The organism is Streptomyces sp. CA-251387 (genome assembly GCF_050936625.1).
In the GTDB taxonomy this organism is placed as follows: domain Bacteria; phylum Actinomycetota; class Actinomycetes; order Streptomycetales; family Streptomycetaceae; genus Streptomyces.
Map to the genome: position 1 here is coordinate 6,187,569 of NZ_JBNJMJ010000001.1, position 25,227 is coordinate 6,212,795.

General features: G+C 70.9%; 26 protein-coding genes. 18 read left to right on the forward strand and 8 right to left on the reverse strand.

Annotated features, from left to right (window positions below; all coding sequences use genetic code 11):
• The first annotated feature begins 1 nt into the window (after nucleotide 1).
• The 7 genes from ACQEV2_RS27830 (at nucleotide 2) to ACQEV2_RS27860 (ending at nucleotide 6,062) form a co-directional block, all read left to right on the forward strand.
• The gene (locus ACQEV2_RS27830; protein ID WP_433047075.1) at nucleotides 2-925 is read left to right on the forward strand and encodes an ABC transporter permease; all 924 of its coding nucleotides are present in this window, start codon (nucleotides 2-4) and stop codon (nucleotides 923-925) included.
• Nucleotides 918-1,946, forward strand: coding sequence for an ABC transporter permease (locus ACQEV2_RS27835; protein WP_433047078.1), 1,029 nt, complete (start codon nucleotides 918-920; stop codon nucleotides 1,944-1,946). Before ACQEV2_RS27830 ends, ACQEV2_RS27835 begins: the two co-directional genes overlap by 8 nt.
• A gap of 198 nt (nucleotides 1,947-2,144) precedes the next feature.
• The gene (locus tag ACQEV2_RS27840) at nucleotides 2,145-3,128 is read left to right on the forward strand and encodes an ABC transporter ATP-binding protein (protein ID WP_433047081.1); all 984 of its coding nucleotides are present in this window, start codon (nucleotides 2,145-2,147) and stop codon (nucleotides 3,126-3,128) included.
• A complete protein-coding gene (locus ACQEV2_RS27845; protein ID WP_433047084.1) occupies nucleotides 3,121-4,158 on the forward strand; it encodes an ABC transporter ATP-binding protein in 1,038 nt (345 codons plus the stop codon). The genes ACQEV2_RS27840 and ACQEV2_RS27845 overlap by 8 nt, the downstream gene beginning before the upstream one ends.
• Nucleotides 4,159-4,464: 306 nt before the next feature.
• Nucleotides 4,465-5,028: a hypothetical protein gene (locus ACQEV2_RS27850; RefSeq protein WP_433047087.1), complete on the forward strand. Its 564-nt coding sequence runs from the start codon at nucleotides 4,465-4,467 to the stop codon at nucleotides 5,026-5,028.
• A gap of 129 nt (nucleotides 5,029-5,157) precedes the next feature.
• Entirely contained in the window at nucleotides 5,158-5,679 is a 522-nt protein-coding gene (locus tag ACQEV2_RS27855; RefSeq protein ID WP_433047090.1) for a hypothetical protein, read from the forward strand.
• 83 nt (nucleotides 5,680-5,762) lie between these two features.
• The gene (locus ACQEV2_RS27860; RefSeq protein ID WP_433047093.1) at nucleotides 5,763-6,062 is read left to right on the forward strand and encodes a hypothetical protein; all 300 of its coding nucleotides are present in this window, start codon (nucleotides 5,763-5,765) and stop codon (nucleotides 6,060-6,062) included.
• A gap of 13 nt (nucleotides 6,063-6,075) precedes the next feature.
• Here ACQEV2_RS27860 and ACQEV2_RS27865 read toward each other — a convergent pair whose 3' ends face one another.
• A complete protein-coding gene (locus ACQEV2_RS27865) occupies nucleotides 6,076-8,193 on the reverse strand; it encodes a prolyl oligopeptidase family serine peptidase (protein ID WP_433047096.1) in 2,118 nt (705 codons plus the stop codon).
• A 177-nt stretch (nucleotides 8,194-8,370) separates the two neighbouring features.
• Here ACQEV2_RS27865 and ACQEV2_RS27870 point away from each other — a divergent pair, with 177 nt between their 5' ends.
• From ACQEV2_RS27870 to ACQEV2_RS27885, 4 genes are all read left to right on the forward strand, one after another.
• Entirely contained in the window at nucleotides 8,371-8,565 is a 195-nt protein-coding gene (locus ACQEV2_RS27870; protein WP_019755516.1) for a hypothetical protein, read from the forward strand.
• A 30-nt stretch (nucleotides 8,566-8,595) separates the two neighbouring features.
• Nucleotides 8,596-9,486, forward strand: coding sequence for an N-acetyl-1-D-myo-inositol-2-amino-2-deoxy-alpha-D-glucopyranoside deacetylase (gene mshB, locus ACQEV2_RS27875; protein ID WP_433047099.1), 891 nt, complete (start codon nucleotides 8,596-8,598; stop codon nucleotides 9,484-9,486).
• The gene (locus ACQEV2_RS27880) at nucleotides 9,483-9,884 is read left to right on the forward strand and encodes a DUF6113 family protein (RefSeq protein WP_433047102.1); all 402 of its coding nucleotides are present in this window, start codon (nucleotides 9,483-9,485) and stop codon (nucleotides 9,882-9,884) included. The genes mshB and ACQEV2_RS27880 overlap by 4 nt, the downstream gene beginning before the upstream one ends.
• Nucleotides 9,885-10,043: 159 nt before the next feature.
• On the forward strand, nucleotides 10,044-12,626 hold the full coding sequence (locus ACQEV2_RS27885) for a hypothetical protein (RefSeq protein ID WP_433047105.1): 2,583 nt from the start codon (nucleotides 10,044-10,046) through the stop codon (nucleotides 12,624-12,626).
• Between the two features lie 217 nt (nucleotides 12,627-12,843).
• Here ACQEV2_RS27885 and ACQEV2_RS27890 read toward each other — a convergent pair whose 3' ends face one another.
• Together ACQEV2_RS27890 and ACQEV2_RS27895 are read right to left on the reverse strand one after the other, a co-directional pair.
• On the reverse strand, nucleotides 12,844-13,695 hold the full coding sequence (locus tag ACQEV2_RS27890; RefSeq protein WP_433047108.1) for a tetratricopeptide repeat protein: 852 nt from the start codon (nucleotides 13,693-13,695) through the stop codon (nucleotides 12,844-12,846).
• A gap of 39 nt (nucleotides 13,696-13,734) precedes the next feature.
• On the reverse strand, nucleotides 13,735-14,727 hold the full coding sequence (locus ACQEV2_RS27895) for a GNAT family N-acetyltransferase (protein WP_433047111.1): 993 nt from the start codon (nucleotides 14,725-14,727) through the stop codon (nucleotides 13,735-13,737).
• A 140-nt stretch (nucleotides 14,728-14,867) separates the two neighbouring features.
• Between ACQEV2_RS27895 and fdxA the strand changes: the two genes are divergently transcribed.
• Together fdxA and ACQEV2_RS27905 are read left to right on the forward strand one after the other, a co-directional pair.
• Complete coding sequence (gene fdxA, locus ACQEV2_RS27900; protein WP_003998156.1) at nucleotides 14,868-15,188, forward strand: ferredoxin; 321 nt, start codon at nucleotides 14,868-14,870, stop codon at nucleotides 15,186-15,188.
• Nucleotides 15,189-15,331: 143 nt separating this feature from the next.
• A complete protein-coding gene (locus ACQEV2_RS27905; RefSeq protein ID WP_433047115.1) occupies nucleotides 15,332-16,426 on the forward strand; it encodes a bifunctional succinyldiaminopimelate transaminase/glutamate-prephenate aminotransferase in 1,095 nt (364 codons plus the stop codon).
• A 146-nt stretch (nucleotides 16,427-16,572) separates the two neighbouring features.
• Here the strand turns inward: ACQEV2_RS27905 and ACQEV2_RS27910 are convergent, their stop codons facing one another.
• Together ACQEV2_RS27910 and ACQEV2_RS27915 are read right to left on the reverse strand one after the other, a co-directional pair.
• Nucleotides 16,573-17,046 (reverse strand): ATP-binding protein, encoded by a 474-nt coding sequence (locus ACQEV2_RS27910; RefSeq protein WP_433047118.1) that lies wholly within the window; start codon nucleotides 17,044-17,046, stop codon nucleotides 16,573-16,575.
• Nucleotides 17,047-17,404: 358 nt separating this feature from the next.
• Nucleotides 17,405-18,370, reverse strand: a complete 966-nt coding sequence (locus ACQEV2_RS27915; protein ID WP_433047121.1) for a heavy metal transporter — start codon at nucleotides 18,368-18,370, stop codon at nucleotides 17,405-17,407.
• An 85-nt stretch (nucleotides 18,371-18,455) separates the two neighbouring features.
• Between ACQEV2_RS27915 and dapE the strand changes: the two genes are divergently transcribed.
• Together dapE and ACQEV2_RS27925 are read left to right on the forward strand one after the other, a co-directional pair.
• Nucleotides 18,456-19,535 (forward strand): succinyl-diaminopimelate desuccinylase, encoded by a 1,080-nt coding sequence (dapE, locus tag ACQEV2_RS27920; protein ID WP_433047124.1) that lies wholly within the window; start codon nucleotides 18,456-18,458, stop codon nucleotides 19,533-19,535.
• 146 nt (nucleotides 19,536-19,681) lie between these two features.
• The gene (locus ACQEV2_RS27925) at nucleotides 19,682-20,440 is read left to right on the forward strand and encodes a TIGR00730 family Rossman fold protein (RefSeq protein ID WP_433047127.1); all 759 of its coding nucleotides are present in this window, start codon (nucleotides 19,682-19,684) and stop codon (nucleotides 20,438-20,440) included.
• Nucleotides 20,441-20,901: 461 nt separating this feature from the next.
• On the opposite strand, the gene folP is transcribed toward ACQEV2_RS27925, so the two are convergent.
• Entirely contained in the window at nucleotides 20,902-21,762 is an 861-nt protein-coding gene (folP, locus tag ACQEV2_RS27930; RefSeq protein ID WP_433047130.1) for a dihydropteroate synthase, read from the reverse strand.
• A gap of 155 nt (nucleotides 21,763-21,917) precedes the next feature.
• Here folP and ACQEV2_RS27935 point away from each other — a divergent pair, with 155 nt between their 5' ends.
• Entirely contained in the window at nucleotides 21,918-22,271 is a 354-nt protein-coding gene (locus tag ACQEV2_RS27935; RefSeq protein WP_433054826.1) for a DivIVA domain-containing protein, read from the forward strand.
• A complete protein-coding gene (locus ACQEV2_RS27940) occupies nucleotides 22,268-22,855 on the forward strand; it encodes a DNA-3-methyladenine glycosylase I (protein ID WP_433047133.1) in 588 nt (195 codons plus the stop codon). The genes ACQEV2_RS27935 and ACQEV2_RS27940 overlap by 4 nt, the downstream gene beginning before the upstream one ends.
• Before the next feature lie 91 nt (nucleotides 22,856-22,946).
• Here the strand turns inward: ACQEV2_RS27940 and ACQEV2_RS27945 are convergent, their stop codons facing one another.
• Entirely contained in the window at nucleotides 22,947-23,750 is an 804-nt protein-coding gene (locus ACQEV2_RS27945) for an enoyl-CoA hydratase/isomerase family protein (protein WP_433047136.1), read from the reverse strand.
• A 367-nt stretch (nucleotides 23,751-24,117) separates the two neighbouring features.
• Here ACQEV2_RS27945 and ACQEV2_RS27950 point away from each other — a divergent pair, with 367 nt between their 5' ends.
• Nucleotides 24,118-24,285, forward strand: coding sequence for a DUF3117 domain-containing protein (locus ACQEV2_RS27950; protein WP_003966491.1), 168 nt, complete (start codon nucleotides 24,118-24,120; stop codon nucleotides 24,283-24,285).
• Nucleotides 24,286-24,446: 161 nt separating this feature from the next.
• On the opposite strand, the gene ACQEV2_RS27955 is transcribed toward ACQEV2_RS27950, so the two are convergent.
• Entirely contained in the window at nucleotides 24,447-25,079 is a 633-nt protein-coding gene (locus ACQEV2_RS27955; RefSeq protein WP_433054829.1) for an O-methyltransferase, read from the reverse strand.
• Between the last annotated feature and the right edge of the window lie 148 nt (nucleotides 25,080-25,227).

A 25,227-nucleotide genomic window follows, 5' to 3' on the forward strand; every position in this document is an offset into this window, starting at 1 on the left:
CATGGGGCGGTATGTCGTCCGGCGTCTGGTGCAGATGGTCCCGGTGTTCATCGGGTCCACGCTGCTGATCTTCCTCATGGTGAACGTGATGGGCGACCCCGTCGCGGGCCTGTGCGGCGACCGGCAGTGCGACCCGGCGACGGCTGCCCAGCTCAGGAGGGAGTTCGGCCTCGACCAGCCCGTGTGGCAGCAGTACCTGACCTACATGGGGAACATCTTCACCGGAGACTTCGGTACGGCGTTCAACGGCCAGGAAGTCACCGAGCTGATGTCGACGGCCTTCCCGGTCACCATCCGCCTCACGATCGTGGCGATCCTCTTCGAGATCCTCATCGGCATCACGCTGGGCGTCATCACGGGCCTGCGCCGCGGCCGCCCCATCGACACCGGCGTCCTGCTCGTCACCCTCGTCGTCATCTCCGTCCCCACCTTCGTCACCGGCCTGCTGCTGCAGCTGCTGCTCGGCGTGGAGTGGGGATGGATCCGGCCGTCGGTCTCCTCGGAGGCCCCCTTCGGTGAGCTGATGATCCCAGGCCTGGTCCTCGCCTCGGTCTCCCTGGCGTACGTCACCCGCCTGACCCGCACCTCGATCGCGGAGAACCGGCGCTCCGACTACGTCCGCACGGCGATCGCCAAAGGGCTGCCGCGCCGCCGCGTCGTCACCCGGCACCTGCTGCGCAACTCCCTCATCCCGGTCGTCACCTTCATCGGCGCCGACATCGGCTTCCTCATGGGCGGCGCGATCGTCACCGAGCGGATCTTCAACATCCACGGCGTCGGCTACCAGCTCTACCAGGGCATCCTCCGTCAGAACACGCAGACTGTCGTGGGCTTCGTGACGGTCCTCGTCCTCGTCTTCCTCCTCTGCAACCTGGTCGTCGACCTCCTGTACGCCGTACTCGACCCGAGGATCCGCTATGCCTGACCAGCCGTTCCAGTCCGAGGGGGCGATCTCCGGCAGCGGATCGGGCGGCGCGATCCCGGTGGCCGCCGGCGAGACGGAGATCCTCGAAGGCCCTCGCTCCGGCGGGCGGGCGCCCACGGAACCGGACGGCGGCGCGGAGCCGACGGCCCCGGATCCCGCGGCCGCCTCCACCGACCGCCCCCGCAGTCTCTGGTCCGACGCCTGGCGGGACCTGCGCCGCAACCCGGTCTTCCTCGTCTCGGCCCTGATCATCCTCTTCCTGCTCTTCATCTCCTTCTGGCCCTCGGCGATCGCCTCCGGCAGCCCCCTCGAGTGCGACCTCGCCAAGGCCCAGCAGGGCTCCGCACCCGGCCACCCGTTCGGCTACGACGGCCAGGGCTGCGACGTCTACACGCGCACCGTCTACGGCGCCCGTACGTCCGTCACGGTCGGCGTCTGCGCCACGCTCGGGGTGGCGGTGCTCGGCTCGGTGCTGGGCGCGCTCGCCGGCTTCTTCGGCGGCCTGTGGGACTCGGTCCTCTCCCGCGTCACCGACGTCTTCTTCGCCATCCCGGTCGTGCTCGGCGGCCTGGTCCTGCTGTCGGTCGTGACGAGCAACTCCGTCTGGCCGGTCATCGGCTTCATCGTGCTGCTCGGCTGGCCGCAGCTCTCCCGCATCGCCCGCGGCGCGGTCATCACCGCCCGGCAGAACGACTACGTGCAGGCCGCCCGCGCCCTGGGCGCCTCCAACTCCCGCATCCTGCTCCGCCACATCGCGCCCAACGCCGTCGCCCCGGTGATCGTGGTCGCGACGATCGCCCTGGGCACGTACATCGCCCTGGAGGCGACCCTGTCGTACCTGGGCGTGGGCCTGAAACCGCCGAGCGTCTCCTGGGGCATCGACATCTCGGCCGCCTCCCCCTACGTCCGCAACGCCCCCCACGCCCTCCTGTGGCCCTCGGGCGCCCTGGCGGTCACGGTCCTGGCGTTCATCATGCTCGGCGACGCGGTGCGCGACGCCCTGGATCCGAAGTTGAGGTGACGGTGTGACCGGTGTGTCGGGTGCTCCACAGGCGGCGCTGGGGCCTTGGGGCGCGGGGCTGTGTCGATGTGCGGCTCCGCGGCGTGGGTGCGAACCAGCCACGACGGAGCCGCAGGCGATCGATGGCCTGTCGCGGCACCACCAGCGGAGCGCATCGTGCGCGACCCCTTCGATCCGAAGCTGAGGTGAGACGGCGGCATGTTGCTCGAAGTGCGTGATCTGCGCGTGGAGTTCCGGACGCGGGACGGGGTCGCCAAGGCCGTCAACGGGGTCGACCTCGGTGTGGAGGCGGGGGAGACGCTCGCCGTGCTGGGGGAGTCCGGGTCCGGGAAGTCGGTGACCGCGCAGGCGGTGATGGGGATTCTCGACATGCCGCCGGGGCGCATCACCGGGGGCGAGATCCGCTTCCAGGGGCGGGACCTGCTCACATTGAAGGAAGAGGAGCGGCGCAAGGTCCGTGGGGCCGAGATGGCGATGATCTTCCAGGACGCCCTGTCGTCGCTGAACCCCGTCCTGACCGTCGGCGACCAGCTCGGCGAGATGTTCGTCGTACACCGGGGGATGTCGAGGAGGGACGCCCGCGCCAAGGCCGTGGAGCTGATGGACCGCGTACGCATCCCGGCCGCCGCGGCCCGCGTCAACGACTACCCGCACCAGTTCTCCGGCGGCATGCGCCAGCGCATCATGATCGCGATGGCCCTCGCCCTCGAACCGGCCCTCATCATCGCCGACGAGCCCACCACGGCCCTCGACGTCACCGTCCAGGCCCAGGTCATGGACCTGCTCGCGGAGTTGCAGCGCGAGTACACCATGGGGCTGGTCCTCATCACCCACGACCTCGGCGTGGTCGCGGACGTGGCGGACCGGATCGCCGTGATGTACGCGGGCCGGATCGTCGAGTCGGCGCCGGTCCACGACATCTACAAGGCGCCCGCCCACCCGTACACCCGGGGCCTGCTGGACTCCATCCCGCGCCTGGACCAGAAGGGTCAGGAGCTGTACGCCATCCAGGGCCTGCCGCCCAACCTCATCAACACCCCGCAGGGCTGCGCCTTCCACCCCCGCTGCCCGATGGCCCGCGACGTGTGCCGCACGGACGTACCCCCGCTGTACGAGGTCACCGAGTCGGACACACCCCGGGGCAGCGCCTGCCACTTCTGGAGGGAGTGCCTGAATGGCTGAGCCGATTCTCCAGGTCAGCGGGCTCGTCAAGCATTACCCGCTCACCCAGGGCATCCTCTTCAGGAAACAGGTCGGCTCGGTGAAGGCGGTCGACGGCGTCGACTTCACCCTCCACCGCGGCGAAACCCTCGGCATCGTCGGCGAGTCCGGCTGCGGCAAGTCGACGGTCGCCAAGATGCTGGTCAACCTGGAGCGCCCGACGGCCGGCGAGATCCGCTACCAGGGCCAGGACATCACCAAGCTGTCCGGGCGCGCGCTGAAGGCCGTACGGCGCAACATCCAGATGGTGTTCCAGGACCCGTACACCTCGCTCAACCCCCGTATGACGGTGGGCGACATCGTCGGAGAGCCGTACGACATCCATCCCGAGGTGGCCCCCAAGGGCGACCGGCGCCGCAGGGTCCAGGACCTGCTCGACGTGGTCGGCCTCAACCCCGAGCACATCAACCGCTATCCGCACCAGTTCTCCGGCGGCCAGCGCCAACGCATCGGCATCGCCCGCGGATTGGCCCTGCGCCCCGACGTCATCGTCGCCGACGAACCCGTCTCCGCGCTGGACGTCTCCGTCCAGGCCCAGGTCATCAACCTGATGGACCGCCTGCAGAACGAGTTCGACCTGTCCTACGTCTTCATCGCCCACGACCTGTCGATCGTCCGGCACATCTGCGACCGTGTTGGGGTCATGTACCTCGGACGGATCGTGGAGACCGGCACGGACACCGAGATCTACGACCACCCCACGCACCCCTACACCCAGGCACTGCTCTCCGCGGTCCCCGTCCCCGACCCGGAGGCCCGTGCACACCGCGAGCGCATCATCCTCACCGGCGACGTCCCGTCCCCGACGAACGTCCCCTCCGGCTGCCGCTTCCGCACCCGCTGCTGGAAGGCGCAGGAACGCTGCGCCCAAGAGGTACCGGAGCTCGCGGTGCCGCTGCGGTTCCGGGCGTTGGGCGGGCCCGAGGCGCACGACTCCGCCTGCCATTTCGCCGAACTGAAGCAGCTGGTCCCGCCGAAGGAGGCGGCATAGCCGTACAAACACCCATCAACCGCGTTAACACGCAGGCAACTCAGCCGACCCGGTCCCGATATACGGACGCGTCAGGCTGAACAGCGTACGGCCGTGCGGGTGCCGTAAACGAGCCGGGGCGCGCCATGTCGCCCCGGCTCGTTGCTGTTTGTGGTCGGCCGGTGAAGCGATCGCGCCCACTCTGTGTGAATGGGAACACGCTTTCTGTTTCTTGTGGGAGCTGTTAGGTTCTCCTGTGACTGGCGGGGGGCCTGATAACTGACCACATCACCCCCCGTGTATGGATCAACATGGGGGATATTTCGCATGCGCGCAAAGACCGCGTTCCGCTCTGCCCTGGCCATTTCCGCTCTGGCGCTGCTCGGCACCTCCGTGCCCGGCCAGGCCGTCGCCGCCACCGGCACGCCGTCGGCCGACGCCGCCGTCCGCGCCGACGACCTCACGTTCGCCACGCAGGCGTCCAGGAGCACCCGCTCCCTCGTGGCCGCGAACCCGGAGGCCGCCGTACGGGCCGCGACCGTGTGCGGCGAGGGATACACGAAGGTCCTCACCGCGCAGCGGCTGCCGAGCGCCACCACCCGGTACGCGACCGTCTACGTGTACACCGACGGCTCCACGACCGGTCCTCGCATCTACGACAAGCCGACCTGCGGCGTCCTGCACAACGAGACCGGTTCCGCCCAGTACATGGGCATCCGGCTGAAGGACAACTACACCGACACCCCGCACGACGAGGACTTCGGCACGTTCAGCACGTACGCCGGCCCCGTCCGCCAGAAGAAGGGCTACTGCGGCGAGGTGTACTCGTACATGAAGAAGGGCGGCAGGGTCGTCATCGACAACATCTCCGCGGTCGGAATCTGCAACTGACCGCGGTCTCCGGCGGATTGACCCCCCGCGCGGAGAGTCCCGACCTGTCCTGACCTCACGTCACCTCAGCGTGCCCGCCGCCGCACCGGTTTGCCGGGCGCAGGCCGCTGCCCACGAAAGGAACCACCCATGCGCAAGCTGCTCACCACCGCCGGGCTCGCCGCCTCCGCGCTCGCGACCGGCGTCCTGCTCGCCTCCCCGGCGGCCGCCGCCTCGGCCGACTCCTCCTTCGAGGTGTACTTCCCCGGCAACAAGCCGGAGTCGCTCTACCACGTGACGAACACCGCCACCGCCGCCGGCGGCAAGATCACCGCCAAGTCCGTGGTCAGCTGGCAGATCCTGGTCGACCAGGTCATCGACAACAGCAAGCGGTTCACCAGCTTCAAGATCACCACCCGCCTGGAGTCCCGCCCGGGCAAGGACAGCGCCGACGTCGTCGAGACCGCGAAGACGTGCGACCTGACCAAGCTCGTCAACGACGAGTACACCTGGTTCGAGATCACCCCCGCCAACACCTGCACCGCCCCGTCGATGACGTACGACGGTGAGGTCTGGTGGTCGTCGGACTCCACGGTCGTCTACGACATCGAGGCTGACGGAAAGGGAGCGGTCACCAAGGAACTCCAGGGCTCGCCCCTGGTCCACGGCTGACATCGGGTGAGCGGCGCCGGGGTCCTGAGCGGATGAGCACGGATGCTCAAGGCCCCGGCCCGCCCCTGCGAGAGGCTCGGCCCATGGAACGCCGACCCCGCGAACACGACGGACTGATCGCCGTCCTCGTAGGACTCCTCGACGTCCTGGTGGTGATCGTCCTCGGCTTCGGCATGGTCGCCTCCGGCATCGGCGCCGGCTTCGACGAGTACGCCGACCGGCGGGCGGACGCCGCGCAGCACGACATCCTGGTCTTCGCCGCGTGGCTGGCCGGCGGCGGCTTCGCCCTCGCCGCGGTGCTGCGCCACTGGAAGACCGGCGTCGTCCACCTCCTGGTCGTCGGCCTTCCCCTCCTGGTCTTCCTCGGTCTACAGGGCAACTGACCGGGTCGCGCCGTCAGTTCGGCCCCAGCGACCGCTTCAGGAAGTCCACCTGAAGCAGCAGCAGGTTCTCCGCGACCTGCTCCTGCGGGGTCATATGGGTCACCCCGGACAGCGGCAGCACCTCGTGCGGGCGGCCGGCCGCCAGGAGGGCGGAGGACAGGCGCAGGGCATGTGCCACCACCACGTTGTCGTCGGCCAGGCCGTGCACGATCATCAGCGGGCGGTGCGGCTCGGCGGGCGAGGAGAGCCCGTCGTCGGTGACGAGCGAGCTCTTCGCGTACGACTCCGGCTGCTCGGCGGGGTCACCCAGATACCGCTCCGTGTAGTGCGTGTCGTACAGGCGCCAGTCCGTGACCGGGGCGCCCGCGATGCCCGCGTGGAAGACGTCCGGGCGGCGCAGCACCGCCAGTCCCGCCAGCCAGCCGCCGTACGACCAGCCGCGGATCGCCACCCGGGACAGGTCGAGCGGGTGGGACTTCGCGAGGTCCTGGAGCGCGTCGATCTGGTCGTCGAGCGAGACCGTGAAGTCCCCGTGCACCGCCTTCTCCCAGGCGGGCGAGCGGCCCGGCGTACCGCGCCCGTCCGCCACGACCACCGCGAACCCCTGGTCGGCGAACCACTGCGAGGTCAGGTGGGCGTTGTGCGCGGCGACCACCCGAGGGCCGTGCGGTCCCCCGTAGGGGTCCAGCAAAACCGGGAGCGGAGTGTCACCGGCGTAGTCCCGAGGCATAAGCACGGCGCACGGGATGCGTCGTGCGCCCCCCTCGGTGAGGGTCACGCGCGGGGTCAAACCGGGATCTTCGGCGTACGACCGGACCGTCGCGGTGAGCTTCCCCTCGCGCAGTACCTGGACCTTGGCCCCGGGCCGGTCGAGGGCGTGGGACACCAGGACCGTCACGCCCCCGGCGCGCACCGCGGAGTGCACGCCGGGCTCCTGCGACAGGCGCTCCATGCCGAGCTCGTTCACCCGATACACATGCACCTCGCCGATCTCGGGATCGGCCGCGGCCTCACCCGCCGACGCCGAGATCAGTACGTCGTCGTCGGAGACGTCCAGCACCGCCCGGACGTGCAACTGCGGTCCCGTCAGCGGGCGTTCGCCCAGCGTGAGCACCCGCGCGCCGCCTTCGTCGGCGATGCGCACGAGATGCCCGGAAGGGCTCCAGCAGGGCACACCGGCGAAAAGTTCCAGCCATTGTGGATCTTCGTCGGCGTGCACCATCCGCGTCGCCCCCGTCGCCGGGTCCACGGCCAGGAACAGCTGGCTGCGCTGGTCGCGCGCTTGTACGAGCAGAAGCGGCGCACCCGCGGCTGACCAGTGCACTCGCGCCAGATAGGGGTACCGCGCCCGGTCCCAGGAGACCTCCGTGCGCACCCCGTCCAGGCCGATCACGAACAGCTGTACGTCCGCGTTCCCGGTCCCTGCCGCCGGATACGCCACCCGCTGCGGCTCGCGCTCCGGACGCGCCGGATCGGAGATCCACCACCGGCGTACCGGCGTGTCGTCCGCCCGCGCCACGAGCAACCGGTCCGACTCCGGGCCCCACCAGAAGCCTCGATGGCGTCCCATTTCCTCGGCCGCGATGAACTCGGCCAGCCCATAGGTGACCCCGTCCGACTCCGGCTCGGCGAGCGCACGGTCGCCCTCGCCCTCGGCGCCCACCACCCGCAGGGCGCCCTGCGCGACGTACGCGATGTGCCGTCCGTCGGGGGAGGGGCGCGGGTCGATCACCGGTCCCGGGACCGGGAGTTCGCGTGCCGTGCCGGCCCGCAGCTCCGCTGTGAAAAGCCGCCCTGACAAGGCAAAAGACGCCAACTCCACGGCCGTGTCGGTGGCGTGGGCGACGATGCCGGCGCCCGCCTCACGGCTGCGTTCGCGCCGCGCCCGCTCCTCGGGCGAGAGGTCTTCCGAGGCGCCGCCCAGGAGGGCGCGCGGGTCGGCCGCCACGCGCTCCTTGCCGTCCACCGTGTCGAGCACCCACAGCGAATTCGCCGGGTCCGTACCGGAGGTGGAGCGCAGGAACACGACACGGCTGCCGTCGGGCGCCACCGTGAACGCGCGCGGCGCGCCGAGCGTGAACCTCTGGGTGCGGGCGTGCCGTCGGGGGAAGGAGACAGGCTCGGTCGTCATGCCCCGACCATATTGGCCAGTGCGCCCCCTTGTGCGGCTGTGCGCCGATCGATGCGCACGTACGGATAGTTATGATCACTGTCGCATAGTGGGTATGAACCTGCTGGCTGCTGCATGGATTTATCTGCCCCCATAGTCCGACACCCCCGCGCTTGGGATTCTTGGAGGTGAGCCGCCGTGGCACTCTCGATTTCGGCGGTGGTGCTGCTGGCGATCATCGTCTTCCTGCTGATCAAGAAATCAGGGTTGAAGGCCGGGCATGCCGTCGTCTGCATGCTGCTCGGGTTCTACCTGGCGTCCTCGACCGTCGCTCCCACCATCAGCGAGCTGACGACGAACATCGCGGGCATGATCGGCAGCATCAAGTTCTGAGCGTCCTGGTCTCCTCGTAGGGTGGGCTCCATGACGGAACTGCCCGACCGGCGTCTCCTCCTGGTGCACGCGCACCCGGACGACGAGTCGATCAACAACGGCGCGACCATGGCCAAGTACGCGGCCGAGGGTGCCCACGTGACCCTGGTCACCTGCACTCTCGGCGAGCACGGCGAGGTCATTCCCCCTGAGCTGCACCACCTGACCGGCGCCGAGCTGGGCGAACACCGCCTGGGCGAGCTCACCGCCGCGATGCGCGAGCTCGGCGTCGAGGACTTCCGTCTCCTCGGCGGAAAGGGCCGTTACGAGGACTCCGGGATGATGGGCCTCGCCGACAACGACGACCCGGCGTGTCTCTGGCAGGCGGACCTCGACGACGCGGCCCGGGCCCTCGTCGAGGTGATCCTGGAGGTACGCCCCCAGGTCCTCGTCACCTATGACCCCGACGGCGGCTACGGCCACCCCGACCACATCCAGGCCCACCGCATCGCCATGCGCGCGGCCGAGCTGGCCGCCGACGCGGGCCGGCCGATCCCCAAGATCTACTGGAACCGCGTCCCGCGCACGGTCGCCGAGGAAGCCTTCGCCCGGCTTCAGGCGGATCTGCCCGGATTGCCCTTCAGTAAGGCCGCCACCGTCGACGACGTACCCGGAGTGGTCGACGACGAGCGGATCACCACCGTGATCGACGGCACCGCGTACGCCGCCGCCAAGGCCGCCGCGATGCGGGCGCACGCCACCCAGATCGACGTGGCCGAGCTGTACTTCGCGCTCTCCAACGAACTCGCGCAACCCCTCTTCACCACCGAGTACTACGAGTTGGTACGCGGGGAGCGCGGCGCCGAGACGGAGTCCGACCTGTTCGCAGGAGTCGCCGGTGTCGCCGGTGTCGCCGGTGTCGCCGTCAAGGAGGCGTCATGAGCTCGATGCTCGCCCAGCCCCTGAAGCGGCCCTCCGGCCTGCGGGTCCTCGCCTACCTCGGGCTCTTCGTGCTCGGCGCCGTCGTCGGCGTGGCCGGGGCGCTGGTGCAGCCGGCGTGGTTCCCGGGCGGGCTGCTGCTCGCGCTCGCGGGAGAGGCGGGGCTCTGTCTGGGCGCCGGCCGCGCGGCGGGTAGCCGGGCCGGGGCCGTCGCGCCCGCCGGCGGCTGGATGATCACCGTCATCCTGCTCACCGCCAGCCGACCGGAAGGGGACTTCGTCTTCGGCACGGGAGCCGCCTCCTACCTCTTCCTGCTCGGCGGCATGGCGGTGGCTGTGATCTGCGCCACCCTCGCCCCCGTCCGGCAACCGGACGCCGACGGCGTCCGACATGGCAAGTGACGTACCACTTCTCCACAACCCACTCGTGCGAGTCCCGTGTGGGTTTCCCAGGCGGTCGTGGGATACGGGCCGGAAGTGGCCAGTATGGTGGTGCGCGCCGCCGATCCGGCCGAAGCAATGAGGTCGAACAGGCGGTGGAGCCAACCGGGAGAACCTGCCTTGAGTCGTGAAACTGACACTCCGTCCTCCGGGCCCAACGGGCGCGGCGGAGCCGCATACCCCTCGGGCACGCCGCCGTACGGGACCCCCATGGCTTCCGACAGCGGTACGGACGCGGGCCGTTCGGCCACGCAGCCGGAGGAACGCAAGACCGAGACCACGCTGACGACCCGGATCCGGATCAACATCCCGGGGTCGCGGCCCATTCCGCCGGTCGTCGTACGCACGCCCGTCGCAGAGGCCGAGAGCTCAGGCGGCAGCGCGGACACCGAGCCGCCGGCGCCGTCCGCCCCCACCTCCACGTCCACGGGCACCGCGGAGTCTCCGGCCGAGCCCACGGCGCAGGCGGAGGAGAAGACGAGCGACTGGTTCGCGCCGCGCAAGTCCTCGGCGGGCAAGGGCGGTCAGGGCGGAGCGGCCGGTAACGGGGCCGGTGTGCCCGGCGGTTCGGGCCCCGGTGCGGGCGGTCCCGGCGGCGCGGGCACGGGTGCCGGTGCGCCCGGCGGTGCGCGGCCCGGTGGCGGGCGGCCGGGCGGTGTCGTCGGTGCGATGAGCGCGCCCGGCGGTTCCCGACCCGGTGGCACGAACGGCGCCCGGCCCGACGCGGGCTCCCGCCCCGGCGGCGCGGGACTCCCCGGCGCGACCGGCGGACCCGTGGCCCCCGGGCACGGCGGCGGAACCGGTTCCTTCGACGTGACCGAGGCCCTGGCGGCAGGCGCGCTGGGCAACGGCAATGGCAACGGCAATGGCAACGGTTCGCGTCCCGGCGGCGAGGTGCGCCGCGACGACCTGCCGTACTTCTCGGACAACGGCAGCGGCCAGAACGGTCAGGGCGGCCAGAACGGCTACGGCACGCAGGGCGGCCCCGAGGGCCCGGGCGGCTTCGACCCCTCCGCCGACTTCAACGCCCCGGACGGCTTCGACGGCTCCGGCGGCTTCAACGGGCCGAGCGACTTCGGCGGCCCGGACGGCCTCGGCGGGCGGGGGAGCCCGCAGGGTCCCTCGGGCCCGACGACCGGTCCGGTCACCGGCGACGGTCCGGCGGTGCCGCCGGCCCCCGGCGGTGGACGGGGCGGACGCGGTGGTCCGAGCGGTCCCGGTGGTCCCGTCGGCTCCGGTGCGCCCGGGCGTCCCGGCGGTCCGGTCGGCTCCGGTATCTCCGCCGGCCCGGGTGGTCCGGGTGGTCCGGGTGGTTCCGGTATCTCCACGGGCCCGAGCAGGCCCGGTGGCCCCGGCAGCGGCCTGGGCGGTCCCGGCGGCCCGAGCGGTCCTCCCGGACCTGCTGGCCAGGGTGCGCCGGGTGGCCCGGGTGCGCCGGGTGGTTCCGGTATTTCGGCCGGTCCCGCCGGCCCCGGCGCCTCCCCCCACACCGCGGGCCTCGGCCCCGGCGGCGGCATGAGCGACGACACCGCCATCCTCACCCCGCAGAAACCGGCCCCCGAGCCCGGCACCCCGCACTACGGCGGCGTCGCCGACAACGTCTCCGGCCACACCGTCACCAGCGGCATCCCCGTCGTGCCCTCCGGCGCGCAGAGCGGACCCTTCGGGCCGGGCGGTACCGACGCGCCCGGGCCGCACACGCCCCCGAAGCTGCCCGAGCCCGCCTCGTCGGGCGCCCCGGCCTCCCGCGCGCCCAAGAAGAAGGGCCGCAACAAGCTGGCGCTGGTCGGCGGCGGGGTGATCGTCCTCACCGGTGGCGTCTACGGCGCCGGCCTGCTGATGGCCCACTCCGACGTGCCCAAGGGCACCACCGTGCTCGGCGTCGACATCGGCGGCGGCACCCGCGACGAGGCGGTGAAGAAGCTCAACGACGCCTTCGACGACCAGGTCAACAAGCCGCTGAAGCTGTCGGTGGGCGGCAGGACCGTCACGCTGGAGCCGGACAAGGCCGGGCTGCAGTTCGACATGCAGCAGACGGTCAGCGCGGCCGCGACCAGCGACTACAACCCCGTCTCGGTCATCGGCGCGCTGTTCGGCCAGGAGCGGGTCGTCGATCCGGTCATGCCCACCGACGAGGAGAAGCTGCACGCCGCCCTGGAGCAGGTCTCCGGCGGCTCCGGCTCGGTGACCGAGGGCACGGTCTCCTTCAAGTCGGGCAAGGCGGTCGCCGTGTACGGCAAGCCCGGCAAGGGCATCGACGTCGCCAAGTCGACCACGGCGGTCGAGGAGGCGTACCGCACCCAGGTGGAGACGGGCACGTCCTCCGTGGTGCAGGTCCCGACGACCACCCAGCAGCCGACGGTCACGAACGCCGAAGTCGACCGGTTCATGAAGGAGTTCGCCGAGCCGGCGATGGCCAGCAAGGTCACGGTCCAGACGGACGCCGCGCACAGCATCCCGTTCGGCTCCCTGTCCCTGCCGAAGATCCTCGGCGTCAAGGCCGTCGACGGCAAGCTCGTGGACACGTACGACCTCAAGGCGCTCAAAGCGGCGTACGGCGCCACCTTCGACGGCGTGCAGATCAACGGCGCGAGCGGCAAGCGTGACGTCCTGCCGCAGGACGTCGCCTCCGCCCTGCGCAAGGCCCTGCGCGGCAAGACGCCGGCGGAGCGCACCGTCACCATCGACACGAACCCGACCTAGCGGTACCCGCGCGGACCACAGGGGGCACCCGGCACACGCCGGGTGCCCCTGGTCGTCGTATGACATATGACGACGACAGTGGTCGCATCCCTGATCTTCGTCCCAGGCTGCGCCGACGTAGTGCAACGCCCCTAGGGGCGCGGGGAACTGCGCGACCAGCCACAACGAACCCGCAGTCGCATGACAACAGGATCCCCCACGGCGACTGGGTGAACCGTCAGTTCAACATGGCCCGAGCCGCCCGAGCCTGCCCCCGCACCCGCTCCGCCGCGGCCGCATCAACCGCGCTGATCAACTCCGCGTACTCCTCCAGCTCCGCGGCCCCCTCGACGAAGTCCCCCCGCTGGACCAGCAACTGCGCCCGCTCGAACCGCAACCGTGCCGGATGCGAGGGCAGCAACAGCGACAACTCCACCGCCCACAACGCCACATCCGTCCGCTCAGGCCGGGTAGCCGCCCAAGCCCGGATGTTGTTCAGGATCCGCAGCACCACATCCAACGGATCGGTCGGCGTCAACATCGACGGATCCAGCGGAGCCCCCGTGGCCCCCGCCACCAGCATCTCCGCATCGCCCCCCGTCAACACCCGCCCCCCGTCGAACGGGTCGGCGAGCACCTGCTCATCGGCCGGCCCGAACCCCACGACGAAGTGCCCGGGCAGCGCGACCCCGTACACCGGCGCCCCCGCCCGCCGAGCGACCTCCATCCACACCACCGACAGCAGAATCGGCAGCCCCCTGCGCCGCTCCAGCACCTGATGCAGCAACGACGACTCCAGCCGCTGATAGTCCGCGGCGGAGCCGCGAAACCCGTACCGCTCCCCGAGCAGCTCCCGCAGCGCGACCGCCCACGCCCGCGGCCCCCCGGGCCGGAACGGCAGCTGCCCCGCCAGCCCGTCCAGCTCCACCTGCACCGCATCCATGCCCGCCTCGTCCAGCGCCCCGTCCGCCTCGGCCCCCACCAGCAGACAGAGCAGGGACAGATCGGGCCGCTCGGACCGCGCCTCTTCGGCGAACCGCCGCCGCAGCTCGGCGGAGCGCTCGGGTGACGGGGGATAAGGGGGACGCATAGCTGGCTCGTGCCCTTTCACGGCGATCCGTACCGCTGCTCACAGTGATCGATAGTGGTGGTACGCATGATGCGCGGCGAACCCCATCCCGGCGTACAGCTCCCGCCCTCCCACGTTCTCCGTCTCGACCTGCAGCCATGCCGCCGACGCCCCCTCGTCGAGCGCCCGCCGGGCCAGCGCGGCCATCACCCGGGTCGCCAGCCCCTGCCGCCGTAGCGCCGGATCCACCTCCACGGCGGCGAACCCGGCCCACCGCCCGTCCACCACACACCGCCCGATCGCGGCAGGCGCACCACCCGCCGCACCGGGAACCGTCGCGAACCACACCGACGGCCCGCTCCCGAGCACCTTCAGGGCCACCTCGCTCACCCCCTTGCGCTGATACCGCGCAAGCCAAGCCTCGTCCGCCTCCCGGGACAGCACCACTCCGGCGCCCTCATCCCGGTCGGCGACCGGTGCCAGCGCCCCGATCCACATCTCGGCGGACACCTCACGCACCCACCCCAGCCGCTCCAGCTCCGCGCACAGCACCTCCTGCGTACCCTCGGCCCCGGTCGCGGTCTGGACATACGCCGGGAGCCCCCGGTCGGCGTACCAGCGCCGTACGACGTCGAGCGCGGCCTCCAGGGGCATGCCGGGGTCGCCGATCGGCAGCGCCGAGTTGGCCCGGCGGGTGAACCCGGACGCGGCCCGCAGCTCCCACTCGCCGAGCCGTTCGCTCTCCACCGGCCGCCACGCGCGCGTGGCGACGTGCGCGAGTTCCTCGTACGAGGCGGAGGGCCCCCGGCGACGGGCCGGGGCGCTCGGCACGACCTTCCCCGCGACCAGCGAGGATTCCGCGATGCGGACGGTTTCACCACTCTTCCGTGTGATCAGCAGCACACCCTCGTCCCAGGATGCGAGAACACCCACCGTGTCGGTGAACTTCTCACCCGGAGCGGCAGGATCGTTCAGGCGGCGTACAGAGACCCGTTTGCCCACGTCAGCAGCGGTGATACGGACCTCAAGGCGCCCTGTCGCAGAGATTTCCACAGGTCAGTTCACCCCTCCTGTTCGGATCATGCCCAAGAACGGAGATACTAGGGGCGGGCATCGACGACGCCGCGCTCCCGCGCGCCAGGCGGCGGAGCCTGAGGAGGCCCGCCAGCGCCCTATCGAGGAGGAACGACAGCGTGACCTACGTCATCGCGCAGCCTTGTGTCGACGTCAAGGACAAGGCGTGCATCGAGGAGTGCCCGGTCGACTGCATCTACGAGGGCTCCAGGTCCTTGTACATCCACCCGGACGAATGCGTCGACTGCGGAGCCTGTGAGCCGGTCTGCCCGGTCGAGGCGATCTTCTACGAGGACGACGTGCCGGAGGAGTGGAAGGACTACTACAAGGCGAACGTCGAGTTCTTCGACGAGCTCGGCTCGCCCGGCGGCGCCAGCAAACTGGGTCTGATCGAGCGCGACCACCCGTTCGTCGCCGCGCTGCCGCCGCAGGCCGAGTAACCCACACCGGCGACCCGCACAGCGTGCCGCCTCGGTCCCGTACGGCCTGATCACCTTGATCGCCGTACGGGACCGAGGCGTTGCCGTATCCGGCACGAGCAGTGGCAGTACCAGCGGCTGTACCAGAAAGTGAGCGAGATCCAGTGTCCGCAGTCTCCGACCGCCTTCCGACCTTCCCCTGGGACAAGCTGGAGCCGTACAAGAAGACGGCCGCCGCGCACCCGGACGGCATCGTCGACCTCTCCGTCGGCACGCCCGTCGACCCCGTCCCCGAGCTGATCCAGAAGGCCCTGATCGACGCGGCGGACTCCCCGGGCTACCCCACGGTCTGGGGCACCCCGGCGCTGCGTGACGCGCTCACGAGCTGGGTGGAGCGCCGCCTGGGCGCCCGCGAGGTCACCCACCGGCACGTGCTCCCCGTCGTCGGCTCCAAGGAACTGGTCGCCTGGCTCCCCACCCAGCTGGGCCTCGGCCCCGGCGACAAGGTGGCCTACCCCCGGCTGGCCTACCCGACGTACGAGGTGGGCGCCCGCCTGGCCCGCGCGGAGTACGAGGTGTACGACGACCCGACGGAGCTGGACCCCGAGGGCCTGAAGCTGCTCTGGCTGAACTCGCCGTCGAACCCCACGGGCGAGGTCCTCTCCAAGCCGGAGCTCACCCGGATCGTGGCCTGGGCCCGCTCGCACGGCATCCTGATCTTCTCCGACGAGTGCTACCTGGAGCTGGGCTGGGAGGCCGACCCGGTCTCGGTCCTGCACCCGGATGTGAACGGCGGCTCGTACGAGGGCATCGTCGCGGTCCACTCGCTGTCCAAGCGCTCGAACCTGGCGGGCTACCGCGCCGCCTTCCTGGCCGGCGACCCGGCGGTCCTGTCACCCCTGCTGGAGATCCGCAAGCACGGCGGCATGATGACGCCGGCGCCCACCCAGGCGGCGGTCGTCGCGGCCCTGGGCGACGACGAACACGTCCGCATCCAACGCGACCGCTACGCGGCCCGCCGCACCGCCCTCCGCGACGCCCTGGAGCGCCACGGCTTCCGCATCGAACACAGCGAGGCCAGCCTCTACCTCTGGGCCACGAAGAACGAGTCCTGCTGGACCACGGTCGCCCACCTCGCCGACCTCGGCATCCTGGTAGCCCCGGGCGACTTCTACGGCGAGGCGGGCGCCCAGCACGTACGGGTGGCCTTCACGGCAACGGACGAGCGGGTGAGGGCGGCGGTCCAGCGCCTGGCGTAACGGGTGGGCACAGCCTGCAGCGCCGGGCGCGGCCCGAACACGCCCCGGCCCCTGCCGACGTAGGCACGCAAAAGCCGACGGGGCCCAGGGAACTCCCTGAACCCCGTCGGCGGCTCAAGCCAGGCGCAGCCGATCGGCAGCGGCCGTCAGCCGATCGGAAGCGCCTGCACCGGCAGCGACCCCGTCTTCGGCGTCGTCTGCGTGGCCGCACCGGCCGCGTCACCGAGGACGGTCCCGACCGACCCGGCAACGCCACCCGCGGTCTCCTGCGCCGCGGGCGTCGCCTTCTTGGCAACCTTGCTGCCGGCCTTGGCTGCGGTCGGCACCGCCTTCTTCGCGGTCTTGCCGCCGGTCTTGGTCACCTTGTCGCCGGCCTTCGTCGCGGTCGGCAGCGCCTTGTCGACCGCCGTGTCGACGGCGCCACCCGCGATCCCGGTGGCGTTCTGAGCCGCGCCGTCGACGACGTTCGCGCCGTCCAGGGCGGTCAGCCCGCCGACCTTCGAGGCGTCGGGCAGTTCGGGGGCCGCGCTGGCGGAGCCGGCCGCACCGACCCCGGCAGCCGCTCCCGCAGCGACGAGCAGCGCGGCACGGGCGATCCGGCGGGTCAGGGGGAGGGACATGATGCTCCTTCGACGGATATGTCGGATGAGAACGATGAAGTGTCCGACCATGCCCGGCAGTTGACCGACTGGCTGTTGATCTCCGGGCTCGGACGCAGTGACTACCGCTCGAAGCCCGCGAAGGTTGCGGCGCCGCAACGTAAAGAGTTGGCAATGCGTCGCATTATCGCCTGCGGATAAAAACGGTCAAAACGCGCCCCGCCGGAAAGCCTGCCGAATCCTTACAGCCCTTTGTTCCCAAGGTCTTTGACGGATACGGGGGTGACCGCGCGAAAACCTGCGCACACCGTCGCCGACCGGCGCCCCGGGTAACCCGCGGGAGTGAGTCGCCGAACGGCTGCGCGCACCGCTTCCCGCACTAGTGAGTCGTGACGATCCGGACCGAGTCCAGCCCGCTCCCGGCCCCCGAGCCACCCGGCGCCGCGCTCGCCCGCCACTGGCTGTCGGTGTTCCCGGCGGTCCACTCCCGCCCGGCGTACGACACCCGCTGGATGTGCAGGTCGGAAGCGTTGGCCACGGCCCAGTGAGCCAGCTGCCACCCACGCTCGCGGACACCGCGCCCGCCGTCGGAACCCTTGTCGGCGGTCACGGGCAGCAGGACGGTGTTCCCGCCGCTCTCGATCACCGAGGGGGTGGGCGTGGCCCGCGCGGCGCCCAGCTCGGCGGCGGTCGACTCCAGCCGCCCGAAGTCCCTGGCGAGCGCGGCCCGTACGGCGTCCGGACCCGCGACCCGCGTGCCCCCGGGACGCCCCTCGCAGGTCAGCGTCGCGGCCGAACGCCCGGTGAGGGCGGCGGCGAGCAGCGTCGCGTCCGGTTCGTGCTTGGCGTACGCCTCGGGAAAGCCGCTGCGCTGGACGCGCTGCGCGGCGACGGTGAGCGGCAGCTCCGTATAGCCGCGGACCTTGACCAGGTGCTCGTAGAAGATGCCGGACGAGTAGATCGGGTCCAGGATCTCCTTCTCCGTGCCCCAGCCCTGCGAGGGCCGCTGCTGGAACAGGCCCAGCGAGTCACGGTCACCGTGCCTGATGTTGCGCAGCCCCGACTCCTGCAGCGCGGTGGCGAGCGCGATCGTCACGGCCCGCTCGGGCAGCCCGCGACCGGTGCCGACGGCGGCGATCGTCGCGGCGTTCACCGCCTGCTCCGGCGTGAACTCGTACCGCGCGCCGTCGCCTCTGCCCGAGACGACCGCGCAGCCCGGCGCCCCGGTGCCTCCGGTGACGTACTGCACCGCGAGGTACCCCGCGACGGCGAGCAGGACCAGGAAGGCCGCCCCGCGACGCAGGAGGCGGCCACGACGTTCGAAGGAGGGAGACGGCTCTGGCACGTCCTACAAGGTAGCCGAGGTTACCGAGTGGTATGGGGCCCGTGGGGAAAGTGGGCCGACGGCCCGGCGCGTTAGGGTCGGCACCATGGCCGACACCTCTCTTGACCTCACGCTGGACGCCGCGAAGCTCACCGCGCAGCTCGTCGACTTCCCCTCCGTCAGCGGTACGGAACAGCCCCTCGCGGACGCCATCGAGACCGCGCTGCGCGCCCTTCCGCACCTCACGGTCGAGCGGTACGGCAACAACGTCGTGGCGCGTACGAACCTGGGGCGGCCGGAGCGCGTGATCCTGGCCGGCCACATCGACACGGTGCCGATCGCGGACAACGTCCCGTCGAGGCTGGACGAGGACGGCGTCCTGTGGGGCTGCGGCACCTGCGACATGAAGTCGGGCGTCGCGGTCCAGCTGCGCATCGCGGCGACGGTCCCGGCCCCGAACCGCGACCTGACCTTCGTCTTCTACGACAACGAAGAGGTGACCGCGGACCTCAACGGCCTCAAGCACGTCGCCGAGCACCGTCCGGAGTGGCTGGAGGGCGACTTCGCGGTGCTGCTGGAGCCGTCCGACGGCGAGGTGGAGGGCGGCTGCCAGGGCACGCTGAGGGTGCTCCTCAAGACGAAGGGCGAGCGCGCTCACTCCGCGCGCAGCTGGATGGGCTCGAACGCGATCCATGCGGCGGCCCCGATCCTGGCGAAGCTGGCCTCGTACGAACCGCGCTACCCGGTGATCGACGGCCTGGAGTACCGCGAGGGCCTCAACGCGGTCGGTATCTCCGGCGGCGTGGCGGGCAACGTCATCCCCGACGAATGCGTCGTGACCGTCAACTTCCGCTACGCGCCGGACCGTACCGAGGAGGAGGCCGTCGCGCACGTCCGCGAGGTCTTCGCCGACTGTGGTGTCGAGGAGTTCGTGGTGGACGACCACAGCGGCGGCGCGCTGCCGGGCCTGTCCCACCCGGCGGCCGCGGCGTTCATGACGGCGGTAGGCGGCACCGCGCGCCCCAAGTACGGCTGGACGGACGTCTCCCGCTTCTCGTCCCTGGGCATCCCGGCGGTCAACTACGGCCCCGGCAACCCGCACTTGGCGCACAAGCGGGACGAACGGGTGGAAACCGCGAAGATCCTGGCGGGGGAGGAGCGGCTGAGGGCCTGGCTCACGGCGTAGTGCCGGGGGACGGGCGCCGGAACCGGACTGCGGCGATGGCGGTTCATGGCGGTCATGCTCACGTCCCCCGTACGTAACCCGCATGGATCTACGCTGAGGTGGAACGACCTGCAAGTCGCGCAGGCCCCGCAGCGGAGGGAGCGTACATGGCTACCGGCAACCCCGAGGGGAAGAAGCAGCCACCGTCGGAGCAGCGCCTGGGACCGGTCATCCGGAGGCGGAGCCAGGTGACGGCGAGTACGACCGACCAACGGCTGCTGGACGTGGGCGGCCCGTCCGACTGGGTCCACACGGACCCGTGGCGCGTCCTGCGCATCCAGTCGGAGTTCATCGAGGGCTTCGGGACCCTCGCCGAACTCCCCTCCGCGATCAGCGTGTTCGGCTCGGCGCGCACACCGGTCGAGTCCGTGGAGTACGACGCGGGGGTCCGCCTCGGCCGAGGCCTGGTCGAGGCGGGCTTCGCGGTGATCACGGGCGGTGGCCCCGGTGCGATGGAGGCGGCGAACAAGGGCGCCTGCGAGGCGGGCGGCATCTCGGTCGGCCTGGGCATCGAGCTGCCCTTCGAGCAGGGGCTCAACCCGTACGTCGACATCGGCCTCAACTTCCGGTACTTCTTCGTCCGCAAGATGATGTTCGTCAAGTACGCCCAGGGTTTCGTGGTCCTCCCCGGCGGCCTCGGCACCCTCGACGAACTCTTCGAGGCCCTCACCCTCGTCCAGACCCAGAAGGTCACCCGCTTCCCGATCGTCCTGTTCGGCAGCGAGTACTGGGGCGGCCTGGTCGACTGGCTGAAGAACACGCTGGTGGCCCAGGGCAAGGCATCCGAGAAGGACCTGCTGCTGTTCCACGTCACGGACGACGTGGACGAGGCGGTGGCCTTGGTGTCCAAGGAGGCGGGCCGCTAGCGCGGGGCCCACGCCGAGGCGACGGCGTGTGTCGGGCTGCAGCACCTGGGGCTCCGCCCCGTGGACCCCGCGGATGCTTCGCACGCGCCGCGGTGGCTTGGCTCCGGCTGCGCGACCAAGGGCCCGCGGGGGCTGGTCGCGCAGTTCCCCGCGCCCCTTTGGGGCGATGCCGGACCGCGTCTGTCAGCCCGTCCGGCGTTTGAGGACGAGTACAGCCATCCCTAGCCCCCACCCACCCGCAGGGGCTTCGCCTCGCAGTGTCGGCGGTTACTTCTCGGCGCCAGCCGGCATCCTTCAGCCCGTCCGGCGTTTGAGGACGAGGCCCCTTCAGGGCCGAAGCGGGGGGCCAGGGGGCGGCAGCCCCCTGGCGGGGTGGAAGGGGCGGAGCCCCTTCAAGGATGGGACGGGTAGGGGCGGCGGGGGCGAGGAAAGTCGCCCACCCGCCCGGTGTCCCCGACGGGCTAGGCCAGCCCCCGACGCGCCACCGCCGGAGCCCGATGCCCCGCGATCGACGCCACCATGTCCAGGACCTGCCGAGTCTCCGCCACCTCATGAACCCGGTACACCTGCGCCCCCAACCACGCCGACACCGCAGTCGTCGCCAAGGTCCCCACCACCCGCTCCTTCACCGGCTTGTCCAACGTCTCCCCGACGAAGTCCTTGTTCGACAGCGACACCAGCACCGGCCACCCCGTCTCCACCATCTCCCCCAACCGCCGAGTCGCCTCGAGACTGTGCCGCGTGTTCTTCCCGAAGTCGTGCCCGGGATCGATCAGGATCGACTCCCGCGGCACCCCCAGCGCCAACGCCCGCTCGGCCAACCCCACCGTCACCCGCAGAATCTCGGCCATGACGTCGTCGTACGTCACACGGTGCGGCCGAGTCCGAGGCTCCGCACCCCCCGCATGCGTACACACCAGCCCCACCCCGTACCGCGCGGCGACCTCCGCCAGCCCCGGATCCACCCCACCCCACGCGTCGTTCAGCAGATCCGCCCCGGCCTCGCACACCGCCGCCCCGACCTCGGCCCGCCAGGTGTCCACGCTGATCACGACATCCGGAAACCGCCGCCGCACCTCGGCCACGAACCCGACCGTCCGCCGCGCCTCCTCCTCGGCGGTCACCTCTTCGCCCGGCCCGGCCTTGACCCCACCGATGTCGATGATCGCCGCCCCCTCGGCCACGGCCTGCTCCACGCGCGCGAGGGCGGGCTCGTCGCGGAACGTCGCCCCTTGGTCGTAAAAGGAGTCCGGGGTCCGGTTCACGATCGCCATGATCACCGGCTCGTGCGCGCCGAACTCACGCCTGCCCAGCCTGAGCATCCCCTGTGACCTCTCCTAGTACGTCCTGGCAATTCGCGGGCCTTAGAGCCTGCCTGGCCGCCTGCGACCCTAACTGTCAGAGTCGCATGGCACGATCGGACACTGACACACTCGACCGCTCGCATTCACCGACCGTGGGGGCCACAGCGATGGTTATGTTCTTGTTCCTGGTCGTCGCGCTCGCCGTCGTGGTCGCCGCGGTGACACTCGCCGTGGTGGGCGGCGGCGAGGGCGACGGCCCGCTGCCGGAGGCGGCCCCCGAGCGCCTGCAGGACCTGCTGCCGCTGGACCGCCCGGTCGACCGCGCCGACATCGACAGCCTCCGCTTCCCGCTCGCCGCCCGCGGCTACCGCATGGCCGACGTCGACGACGCCCTCAGCCGCCTCGGCGCCGAGCTCGCCGAGCGCGACGCCCGTATCGCCGACCTGGAGTCCGCGCTGGCCGGGGCCCAGGCGTCGGCCGGCGGCCATGTGTCGATGGAGAAGCCCGCCCAGGAGGACCAGCAGTGAGTGACGGTACGGCCCTCGCCGGCCCGGACGGCGCCCTGCGCTGCCCCTGGGCCCTGTCCACCCCGGACTATGTGACGTACCACGACGAGGAGTGGGGCCGCCCGGTCCACGGCGACGACGAGCTCTACGAACGCCTCAGCCTGGAGGCCTTCCAGTCGGGCCTGTCCTGGATCACGATCCTGCGCCGCCGCCCGGGCTTCCGCGCCGCCTTCGCCGACTTCAAGATCGCCAAGGTCGCCGCCTTCACCGACACCGACCGCGACCGCCTCCTCGCCGACCCCGGCATCATCCGCAACAGAGCCAAGATCGACGCGACCCTGGCCAACGCGCGCGTACTGGCCGACTGGGCTCCGGGTGAGCTGGACGAACTGATCTGGTCCCACGCCCCCGACCCGGCTGCCCGTCCGGTCCCCAGGACGCTGGCAGACGTACCGGCAGTCACTCCAGAATCGACGGCCCTGTCGAAGGCACTGAAGAAGCGGGGCCTGCGCTTCGTAGGCCCGACGACGGCATACGCCCTGATGCAGGCGTGCGGCCTGGTGGACGACCACTTGGAAGCATGCGTGGCGAGGAGCGCCCCGTAAGGGGCGCGGGCCTGTGTCGATATGCGGCTCCGCCGCGGGGCGCGATCAACCACGATGAACCGCAGTCCCCGACCGCGCTCCCGCCCCGAGCTCATCGGCCCAGATACTTCGGCCTCTCCTTGTTCACGAAGGCCTGCACCGCAATCGCATGGTCCTCGGACGACCCCGCCCGCGTCTGCAACTCGTCCTCCTTGTCCAAGGTCTCCTCAAGAGAGTGCGACAGCCCGAACGCCACCGCTTCCTTGATCGCCGCATATGCCACCGTCGGTCCCTCGGCCAGCGCCCGAGCCACCTTCTCGGCCTCGCCGCGCAGCGAATCCGCCGGCACCAGCCGGTTCGCGATCCCCAGCTCGTAGGCCTCCTGCGCCTTGATGTTCCTGGGGAAAAGCAGCAGGTCGGCGGCGCGGCCGGCGCCGATGACGCGCGGCAGGGTCCAGGAGATCCCCGAGTCGGCCGTCAGAGCCACGCCCGCGAACGACGTGTTGAAGGCGGCCGTATCCGCCACCACGCGATAGTCCGCGGCCAGCGCGAATCCGAAGCCCGCCCCCGCCGCGACGCCGTTCACCCCGGCCACCACAGGCTTCGCCATCCCGGCCAGCGCCCGGACGATCGGGTTGTAATGCTCCCGCACCGTGCTCATCGTCTGCCCCGACCCGTTCTCCCGATCGGCGGCCAGCAGCCCGATGTGCTCCTTCAGGTCCTGCCCCACACAGAACGCCCGCTCCCCGGCCGCGGTCAGCAGCACGGCCCGTACGGCGTCGTCGCCCGCCGCGGCCTGGACCGCCTCCCGCAGTGCGACCTTGGCCTCGATGTTCAGCGCATTCATCGCCTCGGGGCGGTTCAGCGTGATCGTCGCGAGCCCGTCGCTCACCTCGTAGAGCACGGTGTCGGCCATGGCGTATCCCCTCCGTTGTCGCGGCTCGGGCGTACTCGTCGGTACGCACCTGTCTGAAGGACAGCATGGCGGAGATCACTGGCAACCGGTCATGTGACCTGCGTCAAAGAATGTGTGTCCGATTCCGTTCGGCCGAATCGCGTGCGGTGGCGCAGTATCGCAGTCACATCGCCGAATTGAGTGGTTTTGCTCGCGCGCGTTGCCCAAGCGATGCCGACTGATGTTGGTCATCGGGTCCTGAGATGCGGGATAATGGCTTGGAAGCAATGTGTTCGATGCCGGTGTCGCGTGTCTCATGCCAGATACGCGTGCCCTCCATGGGGCCGTCGGCTTTGACTATGAGCTGGTTTCAGGAAGGGGAACGAGCATGGCGGCCATGAAGCCGCGAACGGGTGATGGCCCGCTCGAGGTGACCAAGGAGGGGCGGGGCATCGTCATGCGCGTTCCGCTCGAAGGCGGCGGTCGGCTCGTCGTCGAGCTGACCCCTGACGAGGCCGACGCACTCGGCGACGCCCTCAAGAAGGTCGTCGGCTGACGCGGAAGCGACCCTTACCCTTTCGGCGAACCCCGGCATCGCACACGGTGCCGGGGTCGCTGTTTTCCCGGTACGTCTGCGGTCTCTTCGCCGTACGTCCGTGGCGTACGGCCGGTCAGGCGGTGACCGTTCGATCGGGCCGCCATCGCTCGGTCAGGCCTTCAGCGCTTCACCGCGCACAGCAGCCCGTCCCCCACCGGCAGCAGCGACGGCACCAGCTCCTGGCTCTCGCGCACCGCGCGCAGCAACTCCCGGATGCGTATGACCTCCGTGGGCTGCGGGCCCGAGTCCACCGTCCGGCCGTTGGCGAAGACGCCCTCGAAGACGACGAGGCCACCCGGACGCAGCAGGCGCAACGATTCAGCGAGATAGTCGAGAAACTCCAGCCGATCGCCGTCACAGAAGACGAGGTCGTAGCCGGCGTCCGCGAGGCGGGGCAGGACGTCCAGGGCACGGCCCGGGATGAAGCGGGCGCGGTTGCTGGCGAAGCCGGAGGCGCGGAAGGCCTGGCGGGCGAACTGCTGGTGCTCCGGTTCGGGGTCCACGGTCGTCAGGACGCCGTCGGGGCGCATGCCGTGCAGTAGATGGATGCCGGAGACGCCGGTGCCGGTACCGATCTCCGCCACCGCCTTCGCGTCCACCGAGGCGGCCAGCATCCGCAGCGCGGCGCCCGTGCCGGGCGACACCGAGCGCAGCCCCGCCTCACGGGCCCGGTCGCGGGCCCAGCGCAGGACGTCGTCCTCGGCGACGTAGGCGTCGGCGAACGCCCAGCTCGTCTGCCGGTTGCCGGTAATGGCCCTCTCCTTGCCCCGTGGTTGCCTGGGCGTGACTGTATCCGTTGCGGCCGGGAACCCGCAGATGGGACCGCGCGTTTAGAGGGGTGGGAAGACGAGCGGGGGGACACAGTTGGATCACGATCTCGAGCAGGACCGCGAGCAAGTG